20 protein-coding genes and 1 pseudogene are annotated in these 19,828 nt (G+C 63.6%); 13 read left to right on the top strand and 8 right to left on the bottom strand.

Translation table 11 applies throughout. The features are described from left to right. Window positions 1-7 precede the first annotated feature (7 nt). The 3 genes from Q0L57_RS34285 (at window position 8) to Q0L57_RS18770 (ending at window position 3,228) form a co-directional block, all read left to right on the top strand. Window positions 8-325, top strand: coding sequence for a zf-TFIIB domain-containing protein (locus Q0L57_RS34285; RefSeq protein ID WP_082049398.1), 318 nt, complete (start codon window positions 8-10; stop codon window positions 323-325). A 198-nt stretch (window positions 326-523) separates the two neighbouring features. Further along, window positions 524-1,615, top strand: a complete 1,092-nt coding sequence (locus tag Q0L57_RS18775; RefSeq protein WP_043061451.1) for an inositol-3-phosphate synthase — start codon at window positions 524-526, stop codon at window positions 1,613-1,615. 8 nt (window positions 1,616-1,623) lie between these two features. Continuing rightward, on the top strand, window positions 1,624-3,228 hold the full coding sequence (locus tag Q0L57_RS18770; RefSeq protein WP_043061450.1) for a mechanosensitive ion channel family protein: 1,605 nt from the start codon (window positions 1,624-1,626) through the stop codon (window positions 3,226-3,228). 282 nt (window positions 3,229-3,510) lie between these two features. Here Q0L57_RS18770 and Q0L57_RS18765 read toward each other — a convergent pair whose 3' ends face one another. Then, window positions 3,511-4,242, bottom strand: a complete 732-nt coding sequence (locus Q0L57_RS18765; RefSeq protein WP_043061449.1) for a hypothetical protein — start codon at window positions 4,240-4,242, stop codon at window positions 3,511-3,513. A gap of 2 nt (window positions 4,243-4,244) precedes the next feature. Beyond that, window positions 4,245-4,691, bottom strand: a complete 447-nt coding sequence (locus Q0L57_RS18760) for a disulfide bond formation protein B (protein ID WP_156477765.1) — start codon at window positions 4,689-4,691, stop codon at window positions 4,245-4,247. A 1,245-nt stretch (window positions 4,692-5,936) separates the two neighbouring features. Here Q0L57_RS18760 and Q0L57_RS18755 point away from each other — a divergent pair. The 4 genes from Q0L57_RS18755 (at window position 5,937) to Q0L57_RS18740 (ending at window position 10,389) form a co-directional block, all read left to right on the top strand. Next, window positions 5,937-6,182: an AbrB/MazE/SpoVT family DNA-binding domain-containing protein gene (locus tag Q0L57_RS18755; RefSeq protein WP_022676113.1), complete on the top strand. Its 246-nt coding sequence runs from the start codon at window positions 5,937-5,939 to the stop codon at window positions 6,180-6,182. Beyond that, window positions 6,179-6,565, top strand: a complete 387-nt coding sequence (locus Q0L57_RS18750; RefSeq protein ID WP_043061448.1) for a type II toxin-antitoxin system VapC family toxin — start codon at window positions 6,179-6,181, stop codon at window positions 6,563-6,565. Before Q0L57_RS18755 ends, Q0L57_RS18750 begins: the two co-directional genes overlap by 4 nt. 78 nt (window positions 6,566-6,643) lie before the next feature. After that, window positions 6,644-7,759, top strand: a complete 1,116-nt coding sequence (locus Q0L57_RS18745) for a DNA repair exonuclease (RefSeq protein WP_296744626.1) — start codon at window positions 6,644-6,646, stop codon at window positions 7,757-7,759. Next, window positions 7,756-10,389 carry an AAA family ATPase gene (locus Q0L57_RS18740; RefSeq protein ID WP_061780453.1) on the top strand — a complete coding sequence of 878 codons (2,634 nt, stop codon included), beginning with the start codon at window positions 7,756-7,758 and terminating at the stop codon, window positions 10,387-10,389. Before Q0L57_RS18745 ends, Q0L57_RS18740 begins: the two co-directional genes overlap by 4 nt. A gap of 332 nt (window positions 10,390-10,721) precedes the next feature. Here the strand turns inward: Q0L57_RS18740 and Q0L57_RS18735 are convergent, their stop codons facing one another. From Q0L57_RS18735 to Q0L57_RS18725, 3 genes are read right to left on the bottom strand one after another with little or no spacing between them, the layout of a single operon-like run. After that, entirely contained in the window at window positions 10,722-11,513 is a 792-nt protein-coding gene (locus Q0L57_RS18735) for an SDR family oxidoreductase (RefSeq protein WP_061780454.1), read from the bottom strand. A gap of 48 nt (window positions 11,514-11,561) precedes the next feature. Beyond that, a complete protein-coding gene (locus Q0L57_RS18730) occupies window positions 11,562-12,416 on the bottom strand; it encodes an SDR family oxidoreductase (RefSeq protein WP_043061431.1) in 855 nt (284 codons plus the stop codon). A gap of 36 nt (window positions 12,417-12,452) precedes the next feature. Further along, window positions 12,453-13,247 carry a class III extradiol ring-cleavage dioxygenase gene (locus Q0L57_RS18725; protein WP_043061444.1) on the bottom strand — a complete coding sequence of 265 codons (795 nt, stop codon included), beginning with the start codon at window positions 13,245-13,247 and terminating at the stop codon, window positions 12,453-12,455. A 136-nt stretch (window positions 13,248-13,383) separates the two neighbouring features. Between Q0L57_RS18725 and Q0L57_RS18720 the strand changes: the two genes are divergently transcribed. After that, window positions 13,384-14,292, top strand: coding sequence for a LysR family transcriptional regulator (locus Q0L57_RS18720; protein ID WP_043061432.1), 909 nt, complete (start codon window positions 13,384-13,386; stop codon window positions 14,290-14,292). 218 nt (window positions 14,293-14,510) lie between these two features. On the opposite strand, the gene Q0L57_RS18715 is transcribed toward Q0L57_RS18720, so the two are convergent. Beyond that, entirely contained in the window at window positions 14,511-15,527 is a 1,017-nt protein-coding gene (locus tag Q0L57_RS18715) for a zinc-binding alcohol dehydrogenase family protein (protein ID WP_043061433.1), read from the bottom strand. 84 nt (window positions 15,528-15,611) lie between these two features. Next, window positions 15,612-16,547 carry a LysR family transcriptional regulator gene (locus tag Q0L57_RS18710; RefSeq protein WP_043061434.1) on the bottom strand — a complete coding sequence of 312 codons (936 nt, stop codon included), beginning with the start codon at window positions 16,545-16,547 and terminating at the stop codon, window positions 15,612-15,614. Window positions 16,548-16,660: 113 nt separating this feature from the next. Between Q0L57_RS18710 and Q0L57_RS18705 the strand changes: the two genes are divergently transcribed. The 5 genes from Q0L57_RS18705 to Q0L57_RS18685 all read left to right on the top strand — a co-directional run bounded on the left by Q0L57_RS18705 (window position 16,661) and on the right by Q0L57_RS18685 (window position 19,174). Beyond that, on the top strand, window positions 16,661-17,455 hold the full coding sequence (locus tag Q0L57_RS18705) for a type 1 glutamine amidotransferase domain-containing protein (RefSeq protein WP_061780455.1): 795 nt from the start codon (window positions 16,661-16,663) through the stop codon (window positions 17,453-17,455). Between the two features lie 71 nt (window positions 17,456-17,526). Further along, on the top strand, window positions 17,527-17,823 hold the full coding sequence (locus Q0L57_RS18700; RefSeq protein ID WP_043061435.1) for a putative quinol monooxygenase: 297 nt from the start codon (window positions 17,527-17,529) through the stop codon (window positions 17,821-17,823). Between the two features lie 10 nt (window positions 17,824-17,833). Then, entirely contained in the window at window positions 17,834-18,010 is a 177-nt protein-coding gene (locus tag Q0L57_RS18695) for a hypothetical protein (protein WP_156477766.1), read from the top strand. A gap of 18 nt (window positions 18,011-18,028) precedes the next feature. Next, on the top strand, window positions 18,029-18,769 hold the full coding sequence (locus Q0L57_RS18690; protein ID WP_043061436.1) for an SDR family oxidoreductase: 741 nt from the start codon (window positions 18,029-18,031) through the stop codon (window positions 18,767-18,769). Between the two features lie 111 nt (window positions 18,770-18,880). Continuing rightward, window positions 18,881-19,174, top strand: a complete 294-nt coding sequence (locus Q0L57_RS18685) for a putative quinol monooxygenase (protein ID WP_037093999.1) — start codon at window positions 18,881-18,883, stop codon at window positions 19,172-19,174. A 217-nt stretch (window positions 19,175-19,391) separates the two neighbouring features. Here Q0L57_RS18685 and Q0L57_RS18680 read toward each other — a convergent pair. Beyond that, a pseudogene (locus Q0L57_RS18680) lies at window positions 19,392-19,571 on the bottom strand (hypothetical protein); the annotation flags it as partial. Window positions 19,572-19,828: the final 257 nt, after the last annotated feature.

Raw genomic sequence — 19,828 nt, 5'->3', positions numbered from 1 at the left:
GCAGGCCATGAACGACATCCCATCGTCATCGCAGCGCCGTGACGGCGTTATGCTGGCTCCCGGATGTCAGCTCGGACTGCTGATCGCCGACCGCCGAGGGGGCGAGCTCTACTATCGCCCCCGATGCCGAGGCGTCTGGTTTGACCCGAGCAGACTCGACAAGGTCATCGCGCGAAATCCGCCTACGCTGGCATTGATGGTCCGCGGGACAGCCCGCATCCCAGCAGCGCCCGCTTCCCTGCCCGGGGGCCTGAAACCAGACCGAAGAGCACGCCCGGCATTCGCGGCGCTGGCCGCCATGAGCGAAGTCGACGAGGGGGCGTGATCGACGGCCTCTTCAACCACTGAAAAGCAAGGCGACGAAGAGCCGTCGCTTGCAAGCAGCATTCAAGCCGACGTGATCAATGGCGCCGCCAATCCAGGCGGTGTCCTGGGCATGATCAGAGCGATGTCTGCGCAGGCGTCACGCATGGATGCTCACCATCGATAAAGCCGAGCAACGGCTGCATACCGGAGTAAATTCGTGAAACTCATCAACATCGCCATCGTCGGCATCGGCAACTGCGCGAGCTCGCTCGTCCAGGGGCTGGAGCATTATCGCGGAGGCACCAACGACGCGGCCGGCCTGATGCACTGGGAAGTCGGCGGCTATGAACCCTCCGACATCAAGGTCGTCGCCGCCTGGGACGTGGATACGCGCAAGGTCGGCAAGGACGTCGCCGAGGCGATCTTCGCCAAGCCCAATTGCACCGCGGTGTTCGCCGCCACCATCCCGTCGACCGGCACGGTGGTGAAGATGGGCGCGGTGCTGGACGGCGTCGCCGACCATATGAGCCAATATAAGGACGATCGCACCTTCGTGGTCGCCAACGACACGCAGCCGACCAAGGAAGAGGTCGTCGCCGAACTGAAGCGTTCGGGCACCGACGTGCTGATGAACTACCTGCCGGTCGGCAGCCAGGAGGCGACCGAATTCTACGCCGAATGCGCGCTGGAAGCCGGCGTCGCCTTCGTCAACAACATTCCGGTCTTCATCGCCTCCAACCCCGAATGGGCGAAGCGCTTCGAGGATGCCGGCGTCGCGATCATCGGCGACGACATCAAGGCACAGCTGGGTGCGACGATCGTCCACCGCGTGCTCACCGACCTGTTCGCCAAGCGCGGCGTCAAGCTCGACCGGACGTATCAGCTCAACACCGGCGGCAACACCGACTTCCTCAACATGTCGAACCACCGCCGCCTCGAATCCAAGAAGATCTCGAAGACCGAGGCGGTCCAGTCGGTCGCGGCCGAGCGGCTCGACGACGACAACGTCCATATCGGGCCGTCGGACTACGTGCCGTGGCAGAACGACAACAAGGTATGCTTCCTGCGCATGGAAGGCCAGCTGTTCGGCGGCGTGCCGATGAACCTGGAACTGCGCCTGTCGGTCGAGGATTCGCCCAACAGCGCCGGTGTCGCGATCGACATGATCCGTTGCGCCGCGATCGCCAAGGACCGCGGCATCGCCGGCGTGATCGACCCCGCATCCGCCTATTTCTGCAAGCATCCGCGCACCCAGATGACTGACGACCTCGCCCAGATCGCGGTCGAGAACTTCATCGCAGGCGCATGAGGCCATCGATGCTTCGTACATCACGCCTACACTTGATCGGCATGGTGCTCCTCGCGGGCGCCGTGCCGGGTCGGGCACAGTCGCAGGCCGCCCCGAAAGCCGGCGCGTCCGCGTCGTCCACAAAGCCCCCGACCGACATCTATGGCCGCGACACGCCGCGAGGCACCGTCTCGGGTCTTCTTTCCGCAATGGCCGAGCGCGATTACAGCCGGGCCGGCCGCTACTTCGAAGCCAAGGCGGACGTTCGCCGTCTGACGGAGGAGCTTCAGTCCGTATTGGATCAGAGCGGTGCGATCGATCCGTTCGTTTCGCTGTCCAACGACCCGCAGGGAAATCTGGAGGACGGTCTCGGGTCCAACATCGAACGGGTAGGAAGCCTCTCGAGAACGGGTGACGTACCCATACTCCTTACCCGTGGCGGAACGGCAACGGCCGGCAACGTCTGGCGTGTGGCGCTGAAGACCAGCATCGCCGCACGGCGGCTGCACGAGCATAGGAACACCGGCAAAGGCGGGCAACCGATCGAAATCGGGGGCGCGGCGGTCGGGGACTGGTCGACCCTGCTCGGCCTCGCGTCGCTCGTCTTCCTTGGCTTCTACGTGGTCAGCGCCGGGATCCTCTTCGTGATGAGGCGCACGATCCACGATCACGAAAGGAGCAGGACCTATCGTGTGGCTCAGGCGGCGATGCCGCCGGTAAGCCTGTTCGGGGCGACCCTGCTGTTCCAGCTATGGGCGGGATCGCTGCCGGTCTCCATCATCGCACGTCAAATCCTGCTGCGGTACCTGGGTGTTTTCGCCTGGATCGCGCTGGCGTGGTTCTTCGCCCGCATGATCGATGCGGTGGCACAGCTCAGCATCAATCGGCTCAAGGGACTGGAACGACGGCAAGCGGTGTCCGTGATCAGTCTCGTCCGTCGCGCTGCGAAGCTCGTCCTGCTGTTCATCGCGGTCGTGGCCGTCCTCGACACGTTCGGGATCGACGTCACGACGGGGGTCGCCGCATTGGGCATCGGCGGCATCGCCTTGGCTCTCGGGGCGCAGAAGACGGTCGAGAACCTGGTCGGAAGCGTGACGTTGATCGCAGACAAACCCGTGCAGGTCGGCGACTTCTGCAAGGTCGGTGACGTGGTAGGCACGGTGGAGGACGTCGGCATACGTTCCACTCGCATCCGCACCTTGGAGCGGACCGTGGTGACCATTCCAAACGGAGATTTCTCGGCGCGACAGATTGAAAACTTCGCTCGACGGGACTCCTTCCTATTCAATCCGATCATCAGGTTGGAGCACGGGATCAGGTCCGACAAGCTGCCCGCGACCCTCCACATGATGACGGAAATCCTGGAGGCGAACGAACATATCATCAAGCCGGGCGCGCGGGCGCGCCTGAAGGACATCAATCTGAGCTCCGTAGACATAGAAATCTTCTCCTACATCAGGGCGCAGGACTTCGACGAGAGCTTGATCATCCGACAGGATTTGCTCTTGAAGATCCATGCCAGCTTGGAGAAGGCTAAGGTTCCGATAGCCTACGCCACGCAGACCGTTCACCTGAAGCATGTGGATACCGACTCGGACGACGTGCCTGCGGAAGTCTCGCCGATTATAACCTGAACCTGGGACTTGCGCAGGGTGCGGGAGCGTGTTCGTCGAAGAAAGGTGCATCTAATGCGATGATGCAGGTCTTACCTGCGCTGCATCATCAGAAGCCACAGGTCCTCTCATACATGCGATGGCGTTCGATCCGGCTCATGCCAGTGGAACTATTCTTTAGCGGATTTGCATATTTCCCCTGCCGATCCGCAATTGAGGTTTGGACATGGCGGATCCTCATCAATAGCTCGTCAATCGACGGAGGCGCTGCGCGCTTCGGTTTCCCACGCGCAGCGCCTTGGCTCACGGCAACCTGACGGTCGCCAGTCCCGAGTTGCCCGTTCGGCCGTTCACGGCGTTGACGTAGATCTTCGCCTTCCCGGCTCGCGGTAGGGCGATGCGCCCACTGAACGTCCCAGGCGCCGCGGTGAACGCAAGCGGCGCGCTCGCCAGTTCGTGGCGCCCGCTCCAGATGCTCGCAGTGACGGCGTAATCGGCGGATGGCCAAGGTCCATCGGGAGTTATCGGGCAGCCGCACATCAGCTCGACCTTGGCCGTGATCAAAACCGATCGGCCCTGCGTCGATATGGTGGGCGTGATCGCGAGCCCCGGAAGCTCGACAAGCCAGCCATTGCCTGCCGTCACCGGCACGCCTGGGACGATCCAGCGCTGCGATCTCACGCTGATCCTGGATCGAGGACGACCTATGGGGCCCTCCACCTCAAGGTCAACGAGCGTCGGCTCGCCGAGATCGAGAGTGACCTTGTAGGATGCGGCATCGGCAAGCGCGATCGAAGGGCTGCGTCGAGACGCCTCCATGATCCGCTCCGTGTCGCCCGTCCCGCCCCTTGTGACGCCGCGTGCGAGCACCCTGCCCGATTTCACCTCGCGCAGCGTGATGGATGCTCCTCCCGTGTGATCGCCGACGAACTTCCCGTCCTGGCTGATTACCCGCACGACGATCTGCGTCGGCTCGGCCGCCGCGGGCGCGACCATCAAGAGCCATGCGATGCATGCCACCGTCGACTTCAGCATGATCAGGCCCTCTCCGTCCGAAGCGTCTGCCTCGCCGAGACCTCGAAGATGATCCCGAGCTGAAAGGACATGATCACGATGGCGCACGACGAGAGGATCGTCGAGTCGAACCAGATCGGATCATGAAGCTTGAACGTCCCTTTGAACATCGCGAGCCAGCCGCCATTGAAGTTCTGCATCATGCCGACGCCCAACCCGAGCGTGGCAACAGCGACTGCGGCATACCGGAGGAAGAACCGATTGCCGTACGGGAGAAGCAGAATCAGTATCCCCAGGATACCGATCGCCGAACGTTGGACTCGACAGAACGGACAGGCGTAGGTCGCCTGTGTGAGATCCAACGTCCAAGTGGCGACGCTGATCAGGATCGATACAAGCCCTGCCAGGAGCAGGAAGCGTTTGGTGCTGATGGCTGCGAGCGTTGTCTCGCTGTGACGTTGGCTGAGCATGAAGGTATGTTCCTCGCTTAGGTCGAGTCTGGTCGCGCGCCATCCGCGGACCGGAGGCGTCATGCGACCTTTCGAATCTTCCATCGGTCATGGAATTATGGTTGGAGGCGGCGGACGCAGAGGATGCCGCCTGACCGATGCCTAGCGGGTCGAGGGTGGTCCCCGTAGTGGAGGACGAAGACGTGGAGGAGCCGGCACAGTGCTTCGTACGGCGTGGAAGATCGACGTCTTGATGATGAAAGCGAGGGCGGCAGTCAGTAGGACCGGATCGACCGCCGAGCAGATCGAGGTGTCCGTGGCGGAGACCGAGCACGGTGACGCAGGGCGGATGGATTCGGAGCCGTCGCGCGTGTCCGTCGACGCACCCGGAACCTGAACGAGGGTCACCAGCGGACCAGAGCTCGTGCAAACCGCCATGACCACGTGGTTGCCCGCCCTCTGCGGCATGAAGCCGCTCGGGACGACGAGTCTTGCTGCGATCGCGAGCACCGCGAACCATATCGCCAGATGGCGCGAACATGGTTGTTGGAGCATACCCATGATGACGGGGTACATGACGTTCAACGCCGTGTCATGCAGGTTGTGGGCTTTCGACCGGAGAGTTGGTGCTTGATGCCGCGAGCGTGTTCACACCGACGACCAGCGGCGCGACACGTACGTCTCGCCCCATCCATCCGGGGAGCGGCCAAACTTTCAAATGTCCGGGATCCACAGGTAGTCCGATGGTGTGCCCTTCGCGAGGAACACGGGCCCGCCGGCACCGTGGCCGTTCGGTGCGGTAGCCCCAGCGCCCGCCTTGAAACGCATCGACGCCGCTACCGCGTGGATCGCGGCGCGAGGTTCGGCTTCCGCGACCAACGGTGTGCCACGTGACACACCGCGGGCTACTGGCGAGAAAGAAATCGATCCCGTCTTACGGGTCGACGATGATCGGGCGCTTCGGATCTATGGATCGGTGCGTATGGTCTTTTATAGCTAGCTCATCGCATGCAAAACGCACCAAAATTGAGAGTGGTACCTTTGAACCTGTAGCACACGGAAAGTGTACTGAGACCCGGTAGTGCTATACGGGTATACCCAAAACGCACCTCCTAAAAAGCGCATCTGGCAGGATCGTAGCGGTGTGACACGTAAGGACAAGCATGACATTGGAGTGGAAGATAGGCGCAAGAGCGACATTGTTGTCGTAGGCGGACGTTTTAGCTATATTGCATCGAAGTGGTGCATCGGGGCTGACGTGCTAACATGACCTTGCAAATTAATATTACCCCTAACGGGCGCATGAGTCTGCCAGCGGACGTCCGGAAGCGCCTCGGTCTGAGTGGCGGTGGTGCGGTCTACCTCGACGAAACCGAAGATGGTGTGGTCTTGCGAACAGCAAGTCAGGCAGTGGCACGTGCCCAAGCCCTGGCCAAGCAGTACACCGGCGGTAACCCTGACGCTTCTGTTGACGCTTTTCTCGCCCGACGTCGGGAAGAGAGCGGCGAATGAGCGTGGTGCTTGACGCGTCTGCGATCATCGCGATGCTCAAGGGCGAGCGCGGCGCGGCAAAAGTTGCGGCGGAAATCGGTGGCGCGCGAGTGAGCAGCGTCAACTATGCCGAGGTCGTCAGCCACTTCGTCCATGCCGGCATGCCCGAGCGCGAAGTCGATGCGATGCTTGATCCATTGCCGCTGACGGTCGTGCCGGCCGACAAGGCGCTCGCGCAGATCGCTGGGCGGTTGCGGGCGGCCACAGCCGAGGCGGGGCTCAGTCTCGGTGACCGTTTCTGCCTGGCACTCGCACGGCGCGACGGTCTGCCCGCATGGACCAGCGACCAGAATTGGAAGAAGGTCGCCGACGCCGTCGAGGTCAAGGTTGTCGCGATCCGCTGACTTCGTACGGTCAAGGGTTAGGGGAGCGGGTAGGGGGCTCGGCTCGACTGCCATGGCCCACACCGCCAGAAGGTTTCGATGCTACGCCTGATCCACACAGCAGACTGGCAACTCGGCAAGCCATACGGCCGCTTCGACAGCGATGTGCGCGCTGCCCTCAGCGAAGCCCGATTCGATGCGATTGACGCGATCGGCAAGGCGGCAGCGGAGCATGAGGTCAGGCACGTACTGGTCGCCGGCGATGTGTTCGATACCGAAGGACCAGAAGACCGTGTGATCGTGCAGGCGGTATCGCGAATGCAGCGCTATGCCTGTACCTGGTGGCTGCTGCCCGGCAACCACGACTTCGCCCGCAATAGCGGCTTGTGGGACCGTGTCCGCGCCAAGGGCGCCGCCAATGTCCGCGTCCTCGCCGAGCCGGTGCCATGCGAGTTGGAGCCCGGGCAGTGGCTGCTGCCGGCACCGCTAACCCACCGGCACAATCTCGACGATCCAACCGCGCTGTTCGACACGATGGAGACGCCAGGCGCGCGCTCGCGCATCGGTCTCGCTCACGGCTCGATCCGCGACTTCTCGTCGCGCGGCGAGGCGCAGAACCAGATCGCACCTGATCGCGCGCAGCGCTCCAACCTCGACTATCTTGCGCTCGGCGACTGGCACGGGAGCCTCAGGGTCGATGCGCGCACCTGGTACTCAGGAACGCCAGAAACCGACCGCTTCCAGCGGGATGAGCCGGGCTACGCTCTGCTCGTGACGCTTGAGGCAGGGGCGGAGCCGTCGGTATCGCCAATCCGTACTGGCAGGTTCCAGTGGCTGATGCGCTCGTGGACGGTGGCCGACGCGGAGGGCTTTGCCGCCGAGTGCGACCGGCTGCTTGCGCAGGTCGAACCATCGGCAACCCTCCTGCAGCTCTCGCTCTCGGGTATCGTCAGTTTGTCCGATCGTATCGCGATCCTTGCGCGTCTCGACAATGACCTGCGCCATCGCCTGCGCCATCTGGTGGTTACCGCCGACGATCTCGTCGGTCGGCCGAGCGAACAGGATTTGGCAGACCTGCGGGTCGAGGGAATGATAGGTACGGCCGCGGGCAAGCTGATGAGCATGATAGAGGCCGGTAGCAGCGACGGCGCCATTGCCAGGCGCGCGCTTGAGCGCCTGTTTGTGGAACATCAGCGTGGGCAGGACGCGGCATGAGCCTTCGAATCCGGCGCGTTGCGCTTTCAAACTTCCGCAAATACCGCGACCCCTTCGTGCTCGACGGGCTGACCAACGGGCTCAACGTCATCATCGAGCCCAACGAAACTGGTAAGTCGACGCTGCTGGAAGCGATGCGCGCCGCCTTCTTCATCCGGCACAACACCGCCAACCGGCTTGCGCGTAGCTATGCGCCTTACGGTGAGGCCGTCGCTCCGCAGATCGAGATCGGCTTCGAGGCGAAAGGTGAGGCGTGGGAAGTCAGCAAGCGCTTCCTGAAAAGTGCTTCGGTTGAGGTTCGGGGACCGAACGGGCGTGCGCAGGGCGAGGATGCCGAGGCGCAGCTGCAAGCACTGCTCGGTGCGCGTCGCGACACCAGCCAGGGCGGCGACGCGGCCGCCCACGGCGCACTCGGCCTGCTGTGGGTCGGGCAGGCACAGGCGCTTGAAGTGACGGCGCCGGGTGAGATCGTGCGCGACAGCGTTCGCGCTACGCTGGAAGCTGAGGTCGGCACGATCATGGGCGGTGCCGCCTACCAGCGTGTTCGTCCCCGCATCGACAGCCAGTTCGCGGAATACTGGACCAACAGCGGTCGGCCGACCGGTCGCCAGACCGCGGCACGCGACGAGCATGAGGCAGCACAACGCGCCGCGAGCGAGGCGGCCACTCGGCTTGCCGCCTTGGAACAAGGCTTCTCCGATCTCGAGGCTGCGCGAGCGCGGCTAAAGGTGCTAGACCGCGATCTTGCCGATACCACCGATGCTGAGCAGCGTCGGACGCTGGTAGGCCAGCTCGATGTGGCGCGCTCTGCCGCTCAGCTGCTCGACACACGCCGCGCAGAGCACGGCCGCCTTGTCGAACGCGTCAGGGCCCTTGAGGATCTCGCATCGCGCCTCGCAACCGCCCGCAAAGCTGTCAGCGACACGGCTACGGCGCTCAGCAAGGCACGGGATAGTCGATCCGGCTTGGTCGGGGAGCTGGCGGCCGCACAGGAAAGAGCGAGGATAGCCCGTGAGCTGCTAACCCGTGCTCGTGACACTCGGCGGACCGCTCACGCGGCACTTGATGCTGCTCGGATTCGGGCTGCGGAGCGCGAGCGCCGGGGGGCAATCGGCGAGGCACGACGGCGTTATACCGAGTTGGTTGGGCTGGAGGCCGAATACGAAGCGACGCGACAGCTCGCGACTGCGACGATCCCTGCCACCGTCATCAAGGCCCTCGAAGAACGTGAACGTGCCGTGGACAAGGCGCGGGCGGCTATGGATGCCGGTGCGACGCGGATAGAGTTCGCCGGTGATGTCAGCGGTCTGACGATCGACGGAGCTGCGGCGGAGCGTGGAGACCGCATGCTGTCTCGCGAGACGCGCATCAGACTGGGCGATGCCGAACTGATCATCCGTCCGCCGGTCGGGCTGCAAGGCGCCGAGACGGCACTCGCCAATGCGACCGATGATCTGAACTCAGCCTTGGCTGAGCACGGGGTGGAGAGTGTCGCTGCGGCTCGTGATCGTAACGAGGCGGCACGAGACGCGGTCGCCAACCTTCGCACGCTTGAAGCGCGGATCGCCGGGATCACGCCTGCCGTGACGCTGCTCGACGTCGAGGCGGGTGCTTCGGCCCTGAAACTTTTCATCGCCGGATTGCGGGAAGGCGCGGAAGGGGAGGGGAGTGGCGAAGAACCAGACGTCGAGGCGCTGACGATCGCGTCACGTGAGGCGGATATAGCGCTGGCAAAGGCTGAAGGTGTCGATGCGGTGGCATCCGAGCAGTTGCGCGAGGTGGAGGCGCGCAATGCTCCATTGATGGTTCAGGAAGCTGGCGCCGAGCGGGATGCGCTGAATGTCGCGGCCCAGCTTGCCACCCTGGAAGCCAAGTCCGAGGTGGCCTCGCTTGACGACGCTTTGCGCGATGCGCGCCAGCAGGAGGCGGCAGCGCTCGTCAACCTGCAGGATGCCGAACGCGCGGCGACTGCGCATGACGTTGTGACGATCGAACGGCAGATCGGACTGCTGGACAAGCGGGTCGAGGTGGCCCGGGCCCAGCGTACCGACCTGGAAAAGGTGATTGCCGGGCTCGAGGCGCGGATCGAGGCGGAAGGCGGCAAGGGGCTGGCCGACCGCGCCGCAGTTGCGCGTGAGGAGGCTGATGCCGCAGCTGCCAATCTGGCACGTGTGACGCAGGAAGCCGAAACGCTGAAGTTGCTTCGCGACACTTTGGAGAGCGCACGCGCCGAGACGTCACGGACGTTCGTCGGGCCTGTGGCGCGGCGTGCGCGCCGGCACATCGAACGGCTGCTGCCGGGCGCGGACCCCGGCTTTGGCGACGACCTTGGCCTGGCGTCGATTGCGCGGGGCGGATTAGCCGAGGGTTGCGGCGATCTCTCCAGGGGCACGCAGGAACAGCTGGCAGTCCTCACGCGGCTTGCCTTTGCCGACATGCTCCTCGAGCAGGGCATGCCGGTCTCGCTGATCCTGGACGACCCGCTGGTCTATTCGGACGATACCCGCCTCGATCTTATGACCGAGATTCTGACGGAGGCAGCAACGCGAATGCAGGTCATCCTGCTTACCTGTCGTGATCGCGCCTTTCGCCATCTTGGTAACCGGATTAGCCTGGCGGGAGGTCGGTAACGGAACCTAGAAATTCTGGTGGTTAGCGGACCGGCCGCTTTTGGGTAAAGCAAGGCGCATAGCTGACGTTGGCTACCGCGGCCCCCGTTCCGATTGGGATCCCATGCGAGACGGGATCCCGAAACCTTGGGGTGTCATCTCGCCCTCAACCGGACCGGCCACCAGCGGCGCATTTTTCAACAGCCCCGGTCGATTTTCTGGCGGTCTGGCTTTCCGTTTCGCCACGCTCGACAAGCAGTTCGGGAAACGGCACCCGCCTTGCCGTATGTCGTGCAACTCGCGCATTGGTAGTGCTGGCCGCCCTTCCCAATCGGGATAGGACAAACTGAAAGTCAGGCGATCGTATCCACCACACCGCCGTCAACGCGTAGCGCCGCACCGGTGGTCGCGGACGCTTGTGGAGAGGCGATGTACACGCACAGGTTGGCGACTTCCTCGACCGTGGCAGCGCGCTGGATGATCGAGGACGATCGGTGTGCCTTGACGAAATCGGCGCCGGCCTCTTCCAACGATTTGCCCGAGGCGACCGCATCCGCCAGCATCTCGGATACGCCCTCCGAGAGCGTCGGACCGGGAAGGATAGCATTCACCGTTACACCCGTACCCGCCATGCGCTTGGCGAGGCCACGCGACAGGGCGAGGTCGGCGGTCTTGGTCACGCCGTAGTGGATCATGTCCGCCGGGATGTTCAGGCCCGACTCCGAGGACAGGAACAGCACGCGACCCCAGCCCTTGTCGCGCATCCGCGGCAGATAGGCCCGGGACAGGCGTACGCCCGACAGCACATTGACCTTGAAGAAGCGTTCCCATTCCGCGTCAGGCGTCTCGAAAAAGTCCTGCGGGCCGAAGATGCCGGCATTGTTGACCAGGATGTCGACCGCCGGAAGCGCGGATACGATGGCATCGCATCCGGCTTCCGTTCCAACGTCTCCGGCTACACCGCGCACATCGGCATCCCCGACCTCACGCTTCAGCCTGGCCACCGCCTCCTGGGTGCGGCTCTCGTCGCGCCCGTTCAGGACGACGATCGCCCCGGCTGCCGCCAGCCCCTTCGCGATTGCGAAGCCGATACCGGCGGTCGAACCGGTCACGAGCGCTGTTTTGCCGGAAAGGTCGATGTTCATGCGCTATCTCCAGGGATGGCTTTTTAACCGTCGGAGGATTGCGTAACGTCAGCCCTGCGCGGCGAGTTGCGCCCGCACGGCGTCGGCCAGCGGCGTCGTCGGACGTCCGATCAGCTTCGAGAGCTGATGGCCGTCATCGAACAGCGCGCCGTTCGAGGCATCGACGTCCCACGCCGCGAGCCCTTCGGCGAAGCCCTCGGGCAGGCCGACCTGCTTCAGGATCGCAGCGTAGTCGGCCTGCGGCAGGTCGCGGTACGGGATGTCGCGACCCGTCTGGCGCGAGATCTCGGCGGCAAGGTCGGCAAGCGTCACCGCGTCGTCACCAGCCAGCTCATAGGTCTTGCCCTCATGGCCCTCGCTGGTCAGCACGACGGCTGCGGCCTCGGCATAATCGGCACGGGTCGCGAGCGACAGGCGTCCCTCGCCAGCGCTGCCGACGAACGCGCCATTCTCCAGAGCCGCCGGGATCGAGCCCGTGTAGTTCTCGGTGTACCAGCCATTACGCAGGAGGGTCGTCGGGATGCCGGAGGATGCCAGCATCGCTTCGGTCGCACGGTGCTCCTCGCCTAGGCTGATCGGCGAGCGGTCGGTGTGGAGCAGGCTGGTGTAGACGATACGCTTGATGCCCGCCTGCTTGGCGGCCTCAATGACGTTGCGGTGCTGCGGCTCGCGCTGCCCGACTTCGCTCGACGAGATCAGGAGCAGCGTGTCGACCCCGGCCAGTGCCGGAGCAAGCGTCTCGGGCTGCGCGTAATCGAACGCGCGTGCCTCGACGCCCAGATCGCTGGCCTTCTCGGGCGAGCGCACCAGCGCCACGATCGGCTCGCCGGTCGACTTGCGCTTCAGGCTTTCGATGACGAGGCGGCCAAGCTGGCCGGTCGCGCCGGTGACGGCGATGGTCATGACAATTCTCCTTCGATGACGCGTTGAGAGTTGAGATCAGTTGAAACGGAAGCCGGAGATGGCGGTCGACAGCACTTCCTCGGCATAGACCCGGGCGCCTTCGCCTTCGGCCGCGCCGGCCGCGACCATCAGGGGCAGCAGATGCTCCTCCTTGGCCGGGGGATGGGCGAACCGCGCCGAGGGCGCATCGGCCCATTGCGTAAGACGCTCGGCCCGCTGTGGGCCGTCCAGCTCCATGCTTTCGGCCAGCCACTGGTCGAACGCCTGCGAGCCGGGCGTCGAGCGCGGATCGCCATAGGCGCGCATGTTATGGAAGCTCATGCCCGAACCTAGGATCAGCACACCTTCCTCACGCAGCGGCGCAAGGGCGCGGCCCGCAGCGACATGGAGGGCCGGGTCCAGCCCGCGCTCGACGGACATCTCGATCAGCGGAATGTCCGCATCCGGAAAGGCGACCTTGAGGGGCACGAACACGCCGTGATCCAGGCCCCGCTTCGGGTCGACAGACGAGGGGATGCCCGCATCCTTGAGCAGAGCCGCGGCACGGGCGGCGAGCGCTGGTGCGCCCGGCACGTCGTAGCGCAGCTGATAGGTATGGGGCGGGAAGTTGTAATAGTCGTAGATCAGCTCGGGCCGTTCGGCGCCGGTGAAGGCGAAGCCGTCCGTCTCCCAGTGTCCCGAGACGACGAGGATGGCCTTGGGCTTCTCGGCAAGCGAGTTCGGCAGGCTGCGCAGGAACGCTTCCATACCGCTCCACACGCCGCGCGGATCGTCCATGAAGAAGCAGGGGCCGCCGCCATGCGGGATGAAGTAGGTAGGCTGGACGCTCATGGTCATACACTCCGGTGCAGGCGCCACGGAAGCCGCCTGGATCATTGTTCGATCTGTTGACCGGAATATGTGCCCGATATCGCGCAATGATAATCGTTCGCGTAGAAGGATCAGCTTCAACCACGGGTAGGAAATCATGGCTGATCGATTGACGGGTATGGACGTGTTCGTCCGGGCGATCAGGCTCGGTGGCATCTCTGCTGCCGCACGCGATCTGCACATGTCGCCGGCGATGGCGGCCAAGCACCTAGACGCCCTCGAAGCGCGGCTCGGCACCACGCTGATCCAGCGCTCGACGCGTCGGCTGTCGCTGACCGAGGCAGGCACCGACTATTTCGAAAAGGCCGAACGTATCCTGATGGAGATCGGAGAAGCCGAGGCGGAGGCATCGTCGCGGTCGATCACCGCGCAGGGACTGCTGCGCGTCAGTGCGCCCGCCACCTTCGGCGTTCTGCACCTTGCCTCACTCATCCCTGCTTTCTCCGCACGTCATCCCGAAGTGACGATCGAACTGGGCTTCAACGATCGTTACGTCGACCTGCTGGAAGAACGTTGGGATGTCGCCGTACGGATCGGGCGCCTCGCCAACAGTGCGCTTGTTGCCCGCAAGCTCGTGGCGATGCGCGTCGTGTTGTGTGCCGCACCCTCTTATTTGGCGAGGCGGGGAACGCCAACCCGCCTGGCCGATCTCGGCGATCACGATTGCCTGGGCCACACCAACGCGTCGCTTGCAGGAACGACATCGTGGGCGTTCGGCAAAGACGGGACGATCAAGGTGCCGATCTCAGGATCGATGTGTTCCGACAATGGCGAGGCCTTGGTTCGCGCTGCCATCGCGGGCCAAGGGCTGGTCTATGGGCCACGCTTTATTGCGGCAGAGGCGCTTCGCGCCGGCCAATTGAGCGAGCTTGAGCTGGACGAGCCGCCTATGATGCTGGGAGCGGCATATGCCATCACACACCCGACGCGGCGCCCCGCCGCCAAGACGCGGGCGTGGATTGACTTCTTAGCCGAAGCACTCCCCGCTCTTGGCACCGATTGGTGAGAGGCCGAGCTAGCAGACGTCCCGAGTTTTCACCCGAGGACCGCGTCTGCTATCTCAAAACATCACGGTCTTTTATGATTGTAGATATCAGTGACCCAGCGAAAGCGACGCCCACAACCGCACATGGCTGGCATCGATAACGCCGAGGCTTGGTCCTTTTCAGTTGGTGCGGCGGGGGCCGCGGGCACGGCGGACGTTGCGGGTGAGCGTGAACCGCATCACTGCCAACCCTCGATGACGATCTTGCCGCGTGCGGTAGTGCTCTCAAGCGCCTGGTGCGCACGCTTGAGGTTCGCGGCGTTGATGGGGGAGAACCGTTCGGTGAGGGTTGTGCGCACGTCGCCGGCGTCCACGAGGCTGGCGATGGTCGACAGGATCTGACCCTGCGTTTCCATATCAGCGGTCTCGAACATGGACCGGGTGAACATGAACTCCCAGTGGGTCGACACCGACTTGCGTTTGAATGGTACGACATCGAGCGTCTTGGGGTCGTCGATGAGCGCAAAACGTCCCTGCGGGGCGATCATCTCGGCGATCTGCTCGATATGCTCGTCGGTGTGCGTGGTCGAGAAGACGAAAGCCGGCGCGCCAATGCCCAAATTCGCCACTTGCCGAGCCAGCGGCTGGCGATGATCGATGACATGGTGCGCACCGAGCTCGGCCACCCAGGCCTGCGTTTCAGGGCGCGAGGCTGTCGCAATGACGATCAGCTCGGGTACCTGGCGAGCAAGCTGGATTGCCATCGAGCCTACCCCGCCGGCACCCCCGACAATCAACAGCGCATGTGCTGCACCGGCTACAGGAGTACGCACGGACAATCGCTCGAAGAGGGCCTCCCACGCAGTGATCGCCGTCAGCGGCAACGCCGCTGCCTCTGCCCAATCGAGGCTAGCCGGCTTCTTCCCGACAATGCGCTCGTCGACCAAGTGCAACTCGGCGTTGGTCCCATCGCGGCCGATGCTACCCGCGTAGAACACCTCGTCGCCCGGTTCGAAGCCGCGCACTTCAGGGCCAACCGCGCGAACGACACCGGCGGCATCCCAACCCAGGACGCGCCAATCACCGTGGATCGAACCCGAGCCAGCGCGCACCTTCGTGTCAACCGGGTTTACCGAGACAGCCTTGACCTCGACGAGGAGATCACGGCCGGTAGCGTTGGGATCGGGAAGTTCGATATCGACGAGAGCTTCTGTGCGATCGATCGTTCCGGGCTGCTGGTAGCCGATTGCGCGCATGATAAATCCTATCGTCAGAGGCTATATAGCGAATTTTGTTACCTACGGGATACGCACAAGCGACGTCGCGGTTCGACATCGTCCTCAGGCTGGCGACGGCGTGGCTGCCGCTGCCGTCTTCCCCGTGAGGTCAGTGATGACCGCGCCGATCAGCGCCCGTAGCCAGCGGTGTGCGGGATCATGCCGATAGCGGACGTGCCAAGCCATTTCCACGGGAAAGCTGCCAAGGTCGACCGGAGCCGGCAGGATCTTCAGCCGGGGGTCGTGCATCAGCCGCCTGCAGATGAGCGAGGGCAAGGTGGCGCAATAGTCGGTCACCGCCACCATCTCGGCTACCGCGAAGAAGTTTGTCACGGAGATTGCGACGTCGCGCTTCAGCTGCTGTTGCGCCAGCGCCTGGAACAGCCCGGCGCGCATCCGTCCGGGCGGCACGATGTTGACGTGCTTCATCGCCTCGAACTGCTCGCGCGTCATGGCATCGCCGACGCCCGGATGGTCGGCGCGGACGGCGCAGGCGAGCCCTTCGTCCATCAGGTGCTGGACGACGAGGTTGTCGGGCGGATCGACGATGCGGCCCAGCACGAGCGCCGTCGTGCCCGACACGACGCCTGTTTCCACAAGATCGTTGCCGTAGGGCGTCAGGCGGAGCTTGATGCCGGGCGCGACCTTCTCCAGGCGCGCCACGACAGCGGGGACCAGGACGAACTCGACATAGCCGTTCGGCGCGATGGTGAAGAGCCGTTCGGCCTGTGCGGGATCGAAGGCCTGCTGACCGAGGACCGCGTCGTCAAGCTGCGCGAGTGCCTCGGCGATCAGCGGTGAGAGTTCAAGCGCGATCGGGGTCGGCTGGATGCCGTAGCGCTCGCGGACGAACAGTTGGTCCTGAAGCATCAGTCGTAGACGCGATAGGGCATTAGACAGGGCGGGCTGTGTCATGCCCATTCGCTCGGCGGCCCGCGTGACGCTGCGCTCCTCCATCAACGCCACGAAGATCGGCAGCAGGTTCAGATCGTAGCGCACGCAGTCATCCTGTCAGACGTATATCTGACATTAGAAAGATAAACTTCTAGAATATATCAACTAGGCCCATTTCCCATCCATCGGCGACGGGCGCCGCGAACATGGAGGTTCAGATGAGCAAGGGTCAGGTTCTCGTTCTTGGATCGAACGCGACACAGCTCGGTCTGCGTGGCGGCAGTACCGCAACGGTCGGTCAGTATCTCAACGAAACGGCAGTCCCCGCGCTGGCACTGCTCGACGCCGGCTATGATATTGTTCTCGCTACGCCCAATGGGACCAAGCCGCACATCGATGCCGGTTCCGACACGAAGGACCACTTTGGCGGTGATGAGGCGGCATACCAGCGCGCCAAGGACTTCTTCGCCAGCCACCCGGCCATGAACGACGTCCGCACGCTGAAATCGGTCGTCGACGAGGGTCTGGACGGCTTCGTTGGCGTGTTCGTGCCGGGAGGTCACGCGCCCATCGTCGATCTGATGCAGGACCGCGATGCGGGCACGATCCTCCGTCACTTCCACGCGGCGGCCAAGCCGACCGCGCTCCTCTGCCACGGACCGGTGGTCGTTGTTTCTACGCTCGACGATGCTCCGGCCTTCCGCAAGGCGCTGGAGGAAGGCGATGACGCCGGGGCGGCCGACCTGGCGCGAGACTGGATCTACTCAGGCTACCGCATGACCGTCTTCTCGGCGAGCGAGGAGAAGATCGCTGAGGAGCAAGTGCTGAAGGGCGAGCTCTTCTTCGACATGGAAAAGGCGCTGCGGTCGGCCGGTGGCGACGTCTCTGTCACCGACAAGAACTTCGCTTCGAATGTCGTCGTGGACCGGGAGCTGATCACGGGTCAGAATCCGGCGTCGGACCAAGCCATGGCCGACGCTTTGATCGAAGCCCTCGATCGCGCCGCTGCGTGAGTACCAGGATGACGGGCGGGGCGCTCAGGATGCGCCCCGCTTCGGATATAACCAGGACAGGATATGGTGCCATGACCGCCAACGTGAAGATCGTCGCCGTCCTAACCGCCCGTGCGGATACCGTCGACCGCCTGCGCGCTCTGCTCGACGCCATGCTAAAGCCAAGCCGTGCCGAACCGGGCAATTTGCGCTACGATCTCTGGCAGGACCAGAGCGATCCGAACCGCTTCGTCCTCGACGAGCTGTACGCGGACGCGGATGCGGTTACCGCCCACCGCGCGACGCCCCACTTCCAAAACTACCTCTCTCAGATCGGCGATCTGGCCGAGCGCGCCACGTTTGTCCTCAACCCCGTCTCCGCGACCTAAGGGTGCTGCCATGGGCAAGCTTAAAGAATGGGTGGGGTCGGCGCTGCTGGCACAACCGTTCTACATAGAGGAGCTGCGGATGATCGGCCTGTTGGCACCTGCGCTTCGCGCGGGCCTTATCGGCCTCGTTCATCCACGCGGCTACCGCTGGCGCGGGGCCGCGACGCAGCGAAAAATCAACATCTGAAGTGAAGGAAACACAGTCATGACCAAAGGTATCGAAGGCAAGGTTGTTCTCATCACCGGCGGGAGCACCGGCATCGGCGCCGAGACCGCGCGTCTTCTCGCCGAACGCGGTGCGAAGGTCGCCATCGCCGCACGGCGCAAGGACAAGCTCGACGAGGTCGTCGCGCAGATCGCCGAGAACGGCGGAACGGCACGCGCCTATGCGCTCGACGTCACCGACAAGTCGGCGGTCCAGACCGTCGTCGCCGCGATCGTCGCCGACTTCGGCCGTCTCGACGTACTGATCAACAACGCCGGTCTGATGCCGATCCGTCCGATGGCCGAGGTCAACACCGACGAGTGGGACCAGATGATCGACGTCAATTTGAAGGGCACGCTCTACGGCATCGCCGCGGCTCTTCCCGGCTTCCTGGAGCAGGGCAGCGGCCACATCATCAACCTGAGTTCGGTCGCCGGCATCAAGGTCTTCGCCCCGGGCGGCACGGTCTATTCCGGCACCAAGTTCGCCGTCAGCGCGATCAGCGAAGGTCTTCGCCAGGAGGTGGGCGAGAAGGTCCGCGTCACGTCGATCGAGCCCGGAGCCGTCGAGAGCGACCTGAAGTTCACGACGTCGGGTACGGCTGCTGAGACGGTGCTGGACTTCTACAAGCAGGCCATCCCGGCGGCATCGGTGGCGCGTGCTATCGCGTTCGCTGTCGAACAACCTGATGACGTCGACGTCAACGCGATCGTCATCCGGCCGACCGCACAGCAGTTCTGATTTCGACGAGGAGGCGGGGCCGCGTTTGCTCCGCCTCATGGGGAACGTAGCGGCCCGCTCTTCCGTTACTCTGCCGAATAATGACTGTCGGTTTCACTTGAGGAGTCATTTATGCCCAAACTTGCCCTGTATGTACCACTGAAGGCCAAGCCCGGAAAAGAGCGTGATGTCGCCAATTTCCTGACCTCGGCATTGCCGCTCGTTCAAGCTGAGGCGGGCACTCTGACCTGGTATGCGATCGAGGAAGGTCCCGGTGCGTACGCGATCTTCGATACGTTCGACACAGAGGAGGATCGGCAAGCCCATCTCGACGGCAAGGTTGCCGCCGCACTGATGGACAAGGCAGAAGAACTTTTTTCTGAACCGCCGCAAATTCACAAGTTCACCCTGCTGGCCGCGAAATAGCCGAGCGGTCGGCACCCTAAGCTGCTGTCTGACTGCAGGGTAAGGTTCGTGTTTCTATCCGGAATGGGTGGCCCGGCCGTATCGGGAAATGAATAGATGAATATGGCAGGTCATCCGCAATAGTGGATGACCTTGTCTTCTGCACTTATCATATCTCTGAATTTAACGATAAGGCGCCGTTGATGGGTCGCGACGTGACGGCACCATTCGTTCGCGGGAGGGTGCCGAACGCGAGCGATGACTTGCCCGAGCCCGATATGCCGGTGAACACCACGAAGGCGTCGCGCGGTACATCGACGTCAATATTTTTGAGGTTATTCTGGCGCGCGCCGCGAACCTGCACGCAAGCGGGCAGCCCCGTATGCCCATGATCGGTGGCCGGCGTCGTCGCGTGAATATCCTTGCTCTTCAATTCAGTCTTCCTGCCCTATCCGCCCGTGCGGCCCGTGGTTCATCACAGTCGGGGAACAGATGAATGCTTTTCCGACTCAATACATCCAAAGGTCAGGCTGGCCCGATATTCGGCACCTTTGAAGTATTTTTCCAGCAGTGGACAAAGGTTACGATAAAACCATTTTCCCTGTTGGGTCGCGCGACGAGGCCACACACACTCCGCTGGTAAGCGCCTGGGCTGGGCGGCCCTGGTCCGTGCCG

Source organism: Mesorhizobium sp., from assembly GCF_024509055.1.
Taxonomy (GTDB): domain Bacteria; phylum Pseudomonadota; class Alphaproteobacteria; order Rhizobiales; family Rhizobiaceae; genus Mesorhizobium.
Note: the sequence above shows the minus strand (reverse complement) of the source record. Positions and strands in the feature narration are given on the sequence as shown.

Coding starts and splice junctions, on each gene's coding strand:
- Q0L57_RS18740 (WP_061780453.1), top strand. CDS start 7,756: ATGAGCCTTCGAATCCGGCGCGTTGCGCTTTCAAACTTCCGCAAATAC.
- Q0L57_RS18705 (WP_061780455.1), top strand. CDS start 16,661: ATGAGCAAGGGTCAGGTTCTCGTTCTTGGATCGAACGCGACACAGCTC.
- Q0L57_RS18720 (WP_043061432.1), top strand. CDS start 13,384: ATGGCTGATCGATTGACGGGTATGGACGTGTTCGTCCGGGCGATCAGG.
- Q0L57_RS18735 (WP_061780454.1), bottom strand. CDS start 11,513: ATGAACATCGACCTTTCCGGCAAAACAGCGCTCGTGACCGGTTCGACC.
- Q0L57_RS18750 (WP_043061448.1), top strand. CDS start 6,179: ATGAGCGTGGTGCTTGACGCGTCTGCGATCATCGCGATGCTCAAGGGC.
- Q0L57_RS18700 (WP_043061435.1), top strand. CDS start 17,527: ATGACCGCCAACGTGAAGATCGTCGCCGTCCTAACCGCCCGTGCGGAT.
- Q0L57_RS18760 (WP_156477765.1), bottom strand. CDS start 4,691: ATGCTCAGCCAACGTCACAGCGAGACAACGCTCGCAGCCATCAGCACC.
- Q0L57_RS34285 (WP_082049398.1), top strand. CDS start 8: ATGAACGACATCCCATCGTCATCGCAGCGCCGTGACGGCGTTATGCTG.
- Q0L57_RS18745 (WP_296744626.1), top strand. CDS start 6,644: ATGCTACGCCTGATCCACACAGCAGACTGGCAACTCGGCAAGCCATAC.
- Q0L57_RS18715 (WP_043061433.1), bottom strand. CDS start 15,527: ATGCGCGCAATCGGCTACCAGCAGCCCGGAACGATCGATCGCACAGAA.
- Q0L57_RS18765 (WP_043061449.1), bottom strand. CDS start 4,242: ATGCTGAAGTCGACGGTGGCATGCATCGCATGGCTCTTGATGGTCGCG.
- Q0L57_RS18730 (WP_043061431.1), bottom strand. CDS start 12,416: ATGACCATCGCCGTCACCGGCGCGACCGGCCAGCTTGGCCGCCTCGTC.
- Q0L57_RS18695 (WP_156477766.1), top strand. CDS start 17,834: ATGGGCAAGCTTAAAGAATGGGTGGGGTCGGCGCTGCTGGCACAACCG.
- Q0L57_RS18755 (WP_022676113.1), top strand. CDS start 5,937: ATGACCTTGCAAATTAATATTACCCCTAACGGGCGCATGAGTCTGCCA.
- Q0L57_RS18770 (WP_043061450.1), top strand. CDS start 1,624: ATGCTTCGTACATCACGCCTACACTTGATCGGCATGGTGCTCCTCGCG.
- Q0L57_RS18690 (WP_043061436.1), top strand. CDS start 18,029: ATGACCAAAGGTATCGAAGGCAAGGTTGTTCTCATCACCGGCGGGAGC.
- Q0L57_RS18685 (WP_037093999.1), top strand. CDS start 18,881: ATGCCCAAACTTGCCCTGTATGTACCACTGAAGGCCAAGCCCGGAAAA.
- Q0L57_RS18725 (WP_043061444.1), bottom strand. CDS start 13,247: ATGAGCGTCCAGCCTACCTACTTCATCCCGCATGGCGGCGGCCCCTGC.